The organism is Kiritimatiellia bacterium (assembly GCA_025054615.1).
Taxonomy (GTDB): domain Bacteria; phylum Verrucomicrobiota; class Kiritimatiellia; order CAIVKH01; family CAIVKH01; genus JANWZO01.
In genome coordinates this window covers 21,237-31,541 of record JANWZO010000024.1, presented here as the reverse complement: position 1 = coordinate 31,541, position 10,305 = coordinate 21,237, and the positions used below count along the sequence as shown (strand labels likewise).

Sequence of the window (10,305 nt, the reverse complement as noted above, 5' to 3'; positions counted from 1 at the left end):
AACTGTAGCGGCTGGAAGCATCACATTTTCAAAGAGAAAGGACATGGCGGCTCAAAAGGCGGGCCGCAAAAAGTTTCCTCAAAATGCCCATCGCGTTCTCCTGACCCGCGACCGCCAGGGCATGGTCATCTTCGTCCCACCGGGCGAGAAAAAAGATCCGACTCGCTCCCCGGAGTATGATGAACGGACCTATCAATACTTGGGCAAGATTGGCATTCCCGTGCTTCAATAGTTTGGCCCGCCTAGGCGGCGCCAACGCACATTTTCAAAAAACAACGGATCAACACCGCTGCGCTCAACGTGGATGCTTGTCAGCCGTTCAAAAGACCAGGCTGCAAGCTTGAACGATAAGATCAACGGGAGCCGGAGCGCCGGATGATGAATCGGCGCGGGGTCGGAGGGGGTAGTCGAAAATCGGGAGGAAGATCGATTCGCATCGTCGACGATTTCTCCTCCTCGCGGGGCGGCGGCTGCGCGAACTGATTGCCGGTCTTCGATTCGGCGGGCGCGCTTTTGCCCGATTCTGCAGGAACCTTGATAACCTTTGAACAGGTTGGACACTCGACAAATAAGCCGGCCATATTGCCGGGCGCCTCAAGATTCTGTCCGCAGTGGGGGCAGTCGAAATTGATGTCGGGTTTAGTCATTCCGATACCGAGTGTATGCCGCGCTGCCCTGATTGAATACCCAAAATTCACAAAGTTGCGCAAAATGGTTGACATATAAAACAGAATATTGTTATGCCAATTCGATGTTGTGTTATTCAATCTATCAACCCTAAAGGAGTATTGCCATCATGATCAAAATACCTCGAACCGCCCTGGCGGCCGCCGCGTTGAGCCTGTCTCTCCACACGATCGCAGCCGAGCCGGTCACGAACCGACTCGCCGAGCTGGAGCGGCAGGTCGATGCGCTCGCGGCCGAAATTGAACGCATCCGCCTGCAAGACATCGCCATCGATCCCGGCGACCGAAAATTCGGACTCAGCCCCGCGGCCTCCAAGGTCTATTTCAAAGAGTCCGGCCTGTCGCTCGGCGGCTACGGCGAGATGCTCTACCAAAACTTCGACGACCCCGCTAAACCCGATGACTGGGACTTCCTGCGGATGGTCCTTTACGTAGGCTATAAATACAACGAGCGAATCATCCTCAACACGGAACTCGAGCTGGAACACGCTTCAACTGACAAAAAGGGTTATGCCTCCGTCGAATTCGCCTACATCGACTACCTGTGGCGGCCGGAGCTTAACCTCCGCGGGGGCGTAGTCCTCATTCCCGTGGGCCTGATCAGCGAATATCATGAACCCACCACCTTTTTTGGCGCGCGCAGACCCGATATCGAGCAGCGCATTATTCCAAGCACTTGGCGCGAAAACGGCGTGGGCGTATTCGGCGATGTGGGCAAATTCAGCTACAAGGCCTATCTGGTCAACGGGCTGAAGGGCGAAGACTTTTCCGCCGCCGGCCTCCGCGGCGGGCGTCAAAAGGCATCCCACGCGCTCGCCGAGGATCTCGCCGGCGTCCTTCGCATCGATTATTCGCTGGCGGAGGATTTCATCGTCGGCGCGTCAATCTATCACGGCGATTCTTCGCAAACCTTACCCTTTTCGCTGCAAACCACGCTGTATGAAGCGCACGTGGACTGGCGCTGGCGCGGTTTGTCCGTTCGAGCGCTGGGCGTCGTGGCGGAAATCGACAACGCCGCAAGGCTCACCCAACACCTTGAGCGGAAAGCGGCGGCAGCCGCCGCAGCTCAGGGCAAGACGGCCCCGCCCGTCGACCCGGTCGGCGAACGAATGGTCGGCGCGTACCTGGAAGCCGGTTACGACATCCTCGATTTGTTGCGGCCCGATGGCGAAGCCGCACTCTCGCCGTTCGTGCGATTCGAGTCCTACAACACGCAGGACAGGGTCCCTTCCGGCTACACCGCTTCCGGCAAGAACGAGGTGGACCTCATCGTCGTGGGGCTGAATTTCAAGCCGATCGAGCAAGTGGTTCTAAAGGGCGAGTATCAGTTCTACGACGACGCCGCGAACAGCCTACGAGACCAGTGGAATCTCCTCCTAGGCTATGTGTTCTGAACTCGACCGTCAGCCGCTGCGAGCGCGGCTCAAGGCCGCTCCCGGCCTCGCCGCCGCGCTCGCAGTCGCGGCAACCGCCGCGGCTGCTTTCGCGGGCTCCGGCGAAATCCCCTCGTTGTACGACGCGCTGGCTACCGCCTTCCCAGGGGCCGACATCGAGCGACGCACGTACACCCTGACGGCCGAGCAACAGGCAGAGGCAGCGCGTCTCGCTGGCGAACCGCTGCCCCATACGGTGATCTTCGCGTACCATGCGAGTCTGGATGGCCGGCCCGTCGGCACAGCCTACTTCGACGCGCACCGCGTGCGAACGCTGCCGCAGACGCTGATGATCATTGTCGAGCCGGACGGCCGACTCCGCTCCATCGAGGTGCTTTCGTTCCGCGAACCGCCGCAATACAAGCCGTCCGCCGCCTGGCTCAACCAATTTCGCGGCCGTTGCCTGGATGAGGACCTTCAGCTCCGCCGGGGAATCCAGGGCATCACAGGCGCGACCCTGACCGCCCGGGCAACGACGAAAGCCGCGCGGCGCGCGCTGGCCCTCCACGCCGTGCTGTCAGGGATTCCGGCCGATGCGAAATAATAAGGCGCAAATTTTCCATGCCATGGAAATTTCCATGGCATGGAAAAATCCAAAAAAAATTTTCCATACGATGGAAATTTTCTGGCGAATCAGGCATCGACTACCTAAACGGCCATCTTGATTTGGTCCCATGCATCCTGTTGAGCGACGACTCTTAACCGCGTCAAATGCCCTGGTGGGCCTGACAGGCCTGGGATACGCGGCGGTTCGTTACCTGCTGACCCCGGAAGACCCGTTCGCGGCGTCCCATCCTGCCGAACCCTTCTGGCGTGACGCGCACATCGTTTCGGCGCCGCTGCTGGCGCTGGCCATCGGCCATTTTGCATGGCACCACGGCGTGGCCTACTGGCGGGATGGAGCGCGGGAAGGGCGCGCCAGCGGTGCGATCATGCTCGGGACCGCACTGCCGATGATCCTGTCGGGGGCCCTGATCCAAACCGCCAAAGAGGACGCCTGGCGATTGGCCTGGGTCGCGGTGCATCTGGTTACGTCAGCTATGTGGCTGGCCGCCTGTGCAACTCATATCATCATCCACCGCCGCGCACGACGGGCCGGGCGGCCTTTGCCTACTAAAGGCGAAACAACCGCGTCACCTGAAAAGATTGGCGCGCCCGCCGCCCAGCCGGTACGAAGCAACTAACGAGAGCGGACAGGCGACCGCGCGGGTGGAGAGACTGAAGGAAGTCAGTCCTCGGGCCGCTCGCCGGAGGGCGCCATCTTCACCAGCTTGGGATCGAATTGAGCAACGACCTCCACCAAGTCTGATTGGGCCGCCATCACTTGGCGAATGTCTTTATAGACCATCGGCACTTCATCCAATCCCGCGGAGATCAGAGTGACGCCGGCCTCCTCGAGGACCTTTTTCGCCTCTTTCCAGCTAAACGTTTTTTCCGCCTTAGTTCGGCTGATACAACGTCCCGCGCCGTGCGCAGCCGAGTTGAGCGAATCCGGATTCCCCTTTCCGCGCACGACGAAACCGGGCGAGGCCATCGAGCCGGGAATAATGCCCATCACGCCTTCGCCTGCGGGAGTGGCCCCTTTTCGGTGAACGACCAGTTCCTGACCGAGATGGCGTTCTTTCCACGCGAAGTTGTGGTGATTTTCCAAATCGAAGAGCACCGAAACCCCGAGATTTCGAGCAATATGGGTGTGGATCAGCTCGTGGTTCGCGGCTGCATAGCGACCCATTAACTCCATAGCGGCCCAGTATTCCCGGCCGTCGTCCTCGTCCAGATCCAGCCAGGCCAGGTGTCGCATGTCCTTCGGTAAGTCCGGCCGCTTTTTCATGGCCAGCTTGCTGTAGTAATCGCAAACGGAAGCGCCCGTGCCCCGGCTCCCGCTGTGGCTCAGCAGCGCTAAATAGCGGCCGGGAGCGAGGATAGCAAAGCGGCCTTCCTTCTCCGAGGAATCGAACTCGGCCGGTTGAGGTTGAACCGGACGGCGCGTGTCCGGATCTAGCAGGACGGGCCGAAACACTGTCAGGATTCCAAATTCGACGAAGTGGTTGCCGCTGCCGCTCGTACCCAATTGAGCCCATGCTCGATCCCGGTGCTGCCTAGTCACCGGGCTCACCGACCAGTCCGCCTCCATCACCGGATGATCGCGGCGCTGGCGAAACTCCGCGCCAACGCCGAACCGCGTCTCTTCCTCGATGGCCTTGATGAGTCGCTCTTTCTTTCGCTCCAGCCAGTCGAGAGGAAGGTCCAGGACGGTCATTTTCATGCGACAGGCGATGTCAACGCCGACAGCGTAGGGAATGACGGCGTTCCGCGTCGCCAGGACGCCGCCAATGGGCAATCCGTAGCCCACGTGGGCATCCGGCATGAGGGCGCCCGCCACGGCCACCGGCAAGCGGGATGCCGCCTCCATCTGGGCTTCCGCGTTCGGGTCGATCTGATCGCCCCACTTTTGCCAGGGGGCCTTCTGTTCAAGAGATTTCATCGCTTTCGGTTCAGATCCGCGCAGATCGGGCAACGGGACCCGTCGCATCCGCGCGCCGTGCAATAGGCTCTGCCATAAAAGATAATTTGGAGGTGGCGCTTGTGCCACTCCTCTGGTGGGAATAGGGCCTTTAGGTCGCGCTCTGTTTCGGCGACATTCCGGCCGCGGGTCAATCTCCAGCGACGGGCAAGCCTGTGGATGTGCGTGTCCACCGGGAAAGCCGGTACGCCGAATGCCTGGGACATAACGACAGAGGCTGTCTTGTGTCCGACGCCGGGCAGCTCTTCGAGCTCCTCAAAGGTCCGTGGCACGCGGCCGCCATGCCGCTCCAAGATCAGCCTGGCGGAATTCCGAATGGCCCGCGATTTTGAGGGCGCGAGGCCGCAGGGCCGGATTACGCGCCGGATGGTCGCCAGCGGAAGCGCCGCCATCCGCTCGGGCGTGTCCGCAATGGCGAAGAGTCGGGGAGCTACCTCGTTCACCCGCTTGTCCGTGCATTGGGCGGACAGAATTACCGCGACCAGAAGCCGAAAGGGGTCGACGTGCGGAAGCGGAGGCTCCACATTCGGGAAAAATTCATCAAGGCGTTGAGCCACAATCCTCGCTCGTTCTTGTCGCGTCATCTTCAGGGTTGGTTGACGGACGGCTCGGACGCCCGAGCCGATGCAATAAACGAATCGGGTTCAACGTTATGACAGTAACGGCGGAACTCATGCCGAGAAAGGAGAATCCACGATGAGAAAGAACACCTTGACATGGAGCGCCCTCCTTGTGGGGGCAGTAACTGGGTTAGCGACGGCTGAACCCATGGATCGGCCCTGGCGGCCGGATCCGGAGGAACGCGGCCCCCGATGGGAACGCATTCTCGAAGACGATGAGGCGCTGCGGGCCGCTGGGCTGACGGACGCCCAGGTGGCAGCCATTCGGGAGCGCGCCGCGGAAAGCGAGAAAACCCTCATCCGCCTGCGCTCCGAGGTTCAGCTCGCAGAGGCGGAAATTCGGCGCCTGATGAGAACCGAACGACCGGATCGGGACGCCATCATGAAAGCCGTCGAGGCTGCCGGCGCCGCCCGTACCGCGCTGCGTAAGGCGATGGTGGAAGAACAACTGGCCGTTCGCGAAATCCTCGGTCCGGAGGGATTCCGAAAACTGAGGAAACAATTCGCTAAGCCTGGGCGCGAAGGCGAGCACCGACCTCACCCGGGACCGCGGGCTGAGCGTAAGCGCGACGATATTGGCGACTAGTCCGCACCGATAACAGGTCCGATCATGCGCGTCCGAAGCCACCCGGCTCAGGACGCGCATTGTTTTAGGAGCCGCACAGACCGAGCTGATCAGCGGAGCATACGGCGAGAGCGGAGGATTCCTTTCTCCCGACGCGGTTACACATTCAAATATTCGCTCACCAGCTCGTCCGTCAATCCGCTGATAGGCCCGCGAGAGACCACCCGCCCTTTTTGCATCAGGACGAACGAATCGGCAACCCGGCGCGCAAACGGAACGCACTGTTCCACCAGGAGAATTGCCAGAGACATGCGGCGTTTGAGCGCCTGAAGGGTGTGGCCGATCTCTTGCACGATCGAAGGCTGGATGCCCTCGGTCGGTTCGTCGAGCAGCAGGATGCGAGGCTGTGTGACCAGCGCGCGCGCGATCGCCAATTGCTGTTGTTGGCCGCCGCTCAGCAGGCCGCCCTTCCGGCGAAGGAGGGAGCGGAGCGCGGGAAATATATCCATGGCTTCGTCCAGCGCCTCAGCGGCTGAGCGGCGGGATTTCATCGCGAAAAGGGGCAGTAGCAAATTTTCCTCAACGGTCAGATGGGGGAAGATCTCCCGTCCCTGCGGTACGTAGGCCAAGCCCTTTCGGGCCCGCCAACTGGGAGGTCGGCCGTTGACGGGTGTGCCATCGATGCGGACCGTCCCATTCGAGGGTTCCAGCAGGCCGACTGCATTTTTGAGCAGCGTCGATTTCCCCACTCCGTTCCGGCCCATCAGACAGACGATGGCCCCAGGTTCGATCTGAAGATCAATGTCCCATAGGATGCGGGACCCTCCGTAGGAAAATGACAGGCGTTCGATTTCGAAAATGGCCATGGCTGTTCCTTTACGGCGCGCCGGACGGGGCGGTTTCGGACTCTTCGCCTAGGTAGACGCGTCGGACCTCCTCGTGCTGTTGAATGAAATCCATATTCCCTTCGCATAGGACGGCGCCTTGGTGCAGCACCGTGATCCGGCGGTTGAGGTCCCGCACGAATTCCATATCGTGTTCGATGACAACAAGCGTGTGACGCCCTTCGAGCCGCAGCAGCAGTTCGGCGGTCTTTTCCGTTTCGGCATCGGTCATGCCGGCGGCTGGCTCGTCCACCAGCAGCAGCTCCGGCGATTGAACCAGCAACATACCGATCTCCAGCCATTGTTTCTCGCCGTGCGCCAATGACCCCGCCAGAACACCCCGCTTTTCCGCCAGGCCGATCTCTTCGAGAATTTCCTCGATGCGCGCCTTTTCCTCACGGGTCTCGCGAGCGAAGAGGGCCGTCGACACATTGCGGCGCCTCGGCAGCGACAGCAGCAGGTTTTCGTAGACTGTGTGGTTGCCGTAAACCGATGGCGTCTGGAACTTTCGGCCAATGCCCAAGCGGTTGATCTGCCATTCGTTCAGCCGGGTCAGATCGATCTCGCGGAACAGAATTTTCCCAGAATCGGGCTTGAGTCGGCCTGTGATCAGGTCCAGCAGCGTGGATTTACCCGCTCCATTTGGCCCAATGATCACCCGCAATTCGCCCGGCACGAGCGCGAAACTCAGGCCGTCAATGGCTTTGAAGCCATCAAAGGACTTATGGACGTCCTCTAAATAAAGCAACGATTCCATGAGGTACAGTCCCGATCCGTGATTTCAGGCGCACCCACCCGCTCGAAATCTGAGCCGGCAGACCCACCAGGCCGCGGGGGATGAAGAGCGTGGCGACGATGAAGAGACCTCCGAGAATGAAAAGCCAGTATTCGGGATAGCTCCGGGTCGAATAGCTTTTCAGCGCGTTGACGGCAATCGCGCCGGCGACCGGGCCGTAAAGGGTCCCGCGGCCTCCGACCGCAACCCAGACGACGGCCTCGAGGGACTTGTCGGGCGTCATCTCACTGGGATTGATGATGCCAACCTGCGGGACGTAGAGAGCGCCCCCGACAGCGGCGATGACCGCGGCAAGGACGAAGATCGCCAGTTTGAAGCGGTCAGTCGGATATCCGGAAAACAGCAGCCGATTTTCGCCATCGCGGATTGCTTGCTGGATCATGCCGAAACGGCTTTGGGTGAGCAGGCGGCAGGAGGCATACACGATCGCAAGCGTGATTGCGGTGGCGATGTACAGCGCGCGCCGGGTCGACGGGGCGTTGATGTCGTAGCCGAGTATTTCCTTGAAATCAGTAAAGCCGTTGTTGCCGCCGAATGTGAATTCGTTTCGGAAGAACATCAGGGCGGCCGCGTAGGTGAGCGCCTGCGTCAGGATTGAAAATTGGACCCCCTTGATGCGAGCGCGGAACGCCATGAAGCCGAAGATGGCCGCGACCACCGCCGGAACCCAGAACACGGCTCCCAAAGCGAACCAGAAGTTGTAAAACGGGCGAAAATGCAAGGGAAGTTCTGTGTAGCCCAGGAACACCATGTAATCGGGCAGTACGCTCTTGTACTGGCCGCGCTCACCGATCATCAGCAACAGGTACATCCCCATCGCATAGCCACCTAGCGCGAAAAAGAGCGCCTGGCCCAGACTCAATAGCCCGGTGTAGCCCCACAACAGATCGACGGATATCGCGAGGATCGCGTAGGTCAGGTACTTGCCGTACAAGTTGAGGGAAAAATCACTCACGTGATACCAGCGATCGGGCGGAGCCCACGCATTGAGCGCGGGCAGTACGACGGCGACGATCGCAGTGAGCAGGGCGAAGACGATCCACTCAATGTTTCTTTTATCAGTGCGCACGGCCTAGCTGTCCAGATTTCGGGTTTTGGCCGGAAACAGGCCGGCCGGTTTCCACTGCAAAAAGACGATAATGGCGAAGAGAAGAATGATTTTTCCAAGCACCGCCCCGAGGAACGGCTGCATAATCTGGTCGGCGACGCCGAGGCCGAGCGACACCAAAATCGTGCCGACCAGGTTGCCGACCCCGCCGAGTACGACGATCATAAAGCAGTCGATGATGTGCGCCTGGCCGAGGCTGGGTCCGACGTTGCCAATTTGGGCCAGGCATGCGCCAGCGATGCCCGCGAGGCCGGAACCCACCGCAAAGGTCAGCATGTCCACGCGGTCACTCCGGACCCCGAGGCATTCGGCCATCGCGCGATTTTGCGTCGTTGACCGGACAAACAGTCCAGCGGGGCTGCGGTTCAGCCAGAACCAGACCGCGAGGACGGTCAGTAGGGCGACCGCAATGACAAACAGGCGCGTATACGAAAAAATGACATCCATCCATTCGAAACTTCCCAGCAGCCAGGCAGGGGCCGCCACTTGCACATTCGCCGCGCCGAAAATGGATCGAAATGTTTGCTGGAGAAAGAGGCTGATGCCCCACGTGGCCAGCAGGGACTCCAGCGGGCGGCGATACAGAAAACGAATGATGCCGCGCTCAATCAGGAGGCCCACGGCTGCGGTCGTGAAAAAAGCGGCCACAACCGAGAAAGGCACATACCAGCCGAATGCGGGATGGTTGGGGCCAAACATTGCAGCGAACTGCCGCTGGGCAACATAACTGACGTATGCGCCCACCATGATCATCTCGCCGTGCGCCATGTTGATAATGCCCATGAGTCCGAATGTGACGGCAAGCCCCAGCGCAGCGATCAACAAAACGGAGGCAAGGCTCAGGCCGCGAAACGCGGTTCCGATCAAAAGGTTCATGCGGGCGTGAGAATCGATGTCCTGAACGCTTTTCCGCGCCTCGTCGGCGGCAGGATCGGCAGGATTCTTAGATATCTCGACAAGGCGGTCGCGCGCCGCTTGCGAGCGCAGTTCCCCGAGACGTCGCGCGGCCGATTGCCTAGTCGCGGCGTCACCGTGTGCGAGTTCAATCATCGCGACCGCCTCTTCGACTGAACGGCGCACCAGCCGGTGAGACTCCAGAGCAAGCCGTGATTTAAGGAGCTCCAAATGCTCCAGTTTCTGCTCGGCGCCCAGCTTTGAGGCGGCGTCGCGCCGAATTCGCCAATCCGCATGGGCGAGGTTTACAACGTCCAAATATCGTTTGATGGCCCGGCGAATACGGGACGTCGTGTCAGCCGGTTTTGCATCCGCGGACCGCAACAGGATCGGACGGCCCTCGGCATCGACAATCTGTTCGCCTGTCTTCACCGCAATCACCGTGGTGCCCGTCACCGCGGAGGCCGGATTTTCAACCAACACAACGCGAGTCTCTCCGCCGTCCGGCTGCCACACCCACACATCTCCCACTCGCCACGACGCGAGCACACGCGCGATGAATTCATCCGAGGTCAGGGGGATGGCGTCGACGGCTTGCTCGGTACCGGCGAGAATCGCCTGTTCAAGTTTCGCCCGGGCCTCGAGATCAATCCGAGGTGATTGCTCGGCTACCGCATGGACCCCGGCGGCGAGCGTCCACGCGATTGCGGGAATGATCAGCGCACGCATACGATTTCGATTTCACGATTCATCATCAGTCGTAAACAGGAGGGCCGGTTTCATCCCGGAACCGGC

General features: G+C 60.4%; 12 protein-coding genes. 5 read left to right on the top strand and 7 right to left on the bottom strand.

The window, feature by feature from the left end:
• The coding region (locus NZ740_09745; protein MCS6772290.1) for a DUF2075 domain-containing protein at positions 1 to 232 on the top strand (232 nt) is incomplete at its 5' end.
• Positions 233 to 353: 121 nt separating this feature from the next.
• Here NZ740_09745 and NZ740_09740 read toward each other — a convergent pair.
• Positions 354 to 647 carry a hypothetical protein gene (locus NZ740_09740; GenBank protein ID MCS6772289.1) on the bottom strand — a complete coding sequence of 98 codons (294 nt, stop codon included), beginning with the start codon at positions 645 to 647 and terminating at the stop codon, positions 354 to 356.
• Positions 648 to 796: 149 nt separating this feature from the next.
• Between NZ740_09740 and NZ740_09735 the strand changes: the two genes are divergently transcribed.
• The 3 genes from NZ740_09735 (at position 797) to NZ740_09725 (ending at position 3,303) form a co-directional block, all read left to right on the top strand.
• A complete protein-coding gene (locus NZ740_09735; GenBank protein MCS6772288.1) occupies positions 797 to 2,080 on the top strand; it encodes a hypothetical protein in 1,284 nt (427 codons plus the stop codon).
• Positions 2,070 to 2,663, top strand: a complete 594-nt coding sequence (locus NZ740_09730; GenBank protein MCS6772287.1) for an FMN-binding protein — start codon at positions 2,070 to 2,072, stop codon at positions 2,661 to 2,663. Before NZ740_09735 ends, NZ740_09730 begins: the two co-directional genes overlap by 11 nt.
• Before the next feature lie 130 nt (positions 2,664 to 2,793).
• Complete coding sequence (locus NZ740_09725) at positions 2,794 to 3,303, top strand: hypothetical protein (GenBank protein MCS6772286.1); 510 nt, start codon at positions 2,794 to 2,796, stop codon at positions 3,301 to 3,303.
• 44 nt (positions 3,304 to 3,347) lie between these two features.
• On the opposite strand, the gene NZ740_09720 is transcribed toward NZ740_09725, so the two are convergent.
• Positions 3,348 to 4,604: an RtcB family protein gene (locus tag NZ740_09720; protein ID MCS6772285.1), complete on the bottom strand. Its 1,257-nt coding sequence runs from the start codon at positions 4,602 to 4,604 to the stop codon at positions 3,348 to 3,350.
• Positions 4,601 to 5,227, bottom strand: a complete 627-nt coding sequence (locus tag NZ740_09715) for an endonuclease III (protein ID MCS6772284.1) — start codon at positions 5,225 to 5,227, stop codon at positions 4,601 to 4,603. The genes NZ740_09720 and NZ740_09715 overlap by 4 nt, the downstream gene beginning before the upstream one ends.
• 112 nt (positions 5,228 to 5,339) lie before the next feature.
• Between NZ740_09715 and NZ740_09710 the strand changes: the two genes are divergently transcribed.
• Positions 5,340 to 5,849 (top strand): periplasmic heavy metal sensor, encoded by a 510-nt coding sequence (locus NZ740_09710; GenBank protein ID MCS6772283.1) that lies wholly within the window; start codon positions 5,340 to 5,342, stop codon positions 5,847 to 5,849.
• A gap of 137 nt (positions 5,850 to 5,986) precedes the next feature.
• On the opposite strand, the gene urtE is transcribed toward NZ740_09710, so the two are convergent.
• Genes urtE through urtB form a run of 4 tightly spaced genes read right to left on the bottom strand, consistent with a single transcriptional unit; the run spans position 5,987 to position 10,239 of the window.
• Complete coding sequence (gene urtE, locus NZ740_09705) at positions 5,987 to 6,688, bottom strand: urea ABC transporter ATP-binding subunit UrtE (protein MCS6772282.1); 702 nt, start codon at positions 6,686 to 6,688, stop codon at positions 5,987 to 5,989.
• 16 nt (positions 6,689 to 6,704) lie between these two features.
• Positions 6,705 to 7,469, bottom strand: coding sequence for an urea ABC transporter ATP-binding protein UrtD (urtD, locus tag NZ740_09700; protein MCS6772281.1), 765 nt, complete (start codon positions 7,467 to 7,469; stop codon positions 6,705 to 6,707).
• A complete protein-coding gene (urtC, locus tag NZ740_09695; GenBank protein MCS6772280.1) occupies positions 7,435 to 8,577 on the bottom strand; it encodes an urea ABC transporter permease subunit UrtC in 1,143 nt (380 codons plus the stop codon). Before urtC ends, urtD begins: the two co-directional genes overlap by 35 nt.
• A 3-nt stretch (positions 8,578 to 8,580) precedes the next feature.
• A complete protein-coding gene (urtB, locus tag NZ740_09690) occupies positions 8,581 to 10,239 on the bottom strand; it encodes an urea ABC transporter permease subunit UrtB (GenBank protein MCS6772279.1) in 1,659 nt (552 codons plus the stop codon).
• Between the last annotated feature and the right edge of the window lie 66 nt (positions 10,240 to 10,305).

Excerpts from the sequence above, each read along its gene's own strand:
- NZ740_09730 (MCS6772287.1), top strand. The coding sequence starts at position 2,070 with ATGTGTTCTGAACTCGACCGTCAGCCGCTGCGAGCGCGGCTCAAGGCC.
- NZ740_09715 (MCS6772284.1), bottom strand. The coding sequence starts at position 5,227 with ATGACGCGACAAGAACGAGCGAGGATTGTGGCTCAACGCCTTGATGAA.
- NZ740_09740 (MCS6772289.1), bottom strand. The coding sequence starts at position 647 with ATGACTAAACCCGACATCAATTTCGACTGCCCCCACTGCGGACAGAAT.
- NZ740_09710 (MCS6772283.1), top strand. The coding sequence starts at position 5,340 with ATGAGAAAGAACACCTTGACATGGAGCGCCCTCCTTGTGGGGGCAGTA.
- NZ740_09735 (MCS6772288.1), top strand. The coding sequence starts at position 797 with ATGATCAAAATACCTCGAACCGCCCTGGCGGCCGCCGCGTTGAGCCTG.
- urtD (MCS6772281.1), bottom strand. The coding sequence starts at position 7,469 with ATGGAATCGTTGCTTTATTTAGAGGACGTCCATAAGTCCTTTGATGGC.
- NZ740_09725 (MCS6772286.1), top strand. The coding sequence starts at position 2,794 with ATGCATCCTGTTGAGCGACGACTCTTAACCGCGTCAAATGCCCTGGTG.
- NZ740_09720 (MCS6772285.1), bottom strand. The coding sequence starts at position 4,604 with ATGAAATCTCTTGAACAGAAGGCCCCCTGGCAAAAGTGGGGCGATCAG.
- urtB (MCS6772279.1), bottom strand. The coding sequence starts at position 10,239 with ATGCGTGCGCTGATCATTCCCGCAATCGCGTGGACGCTCGCCGCCGGG.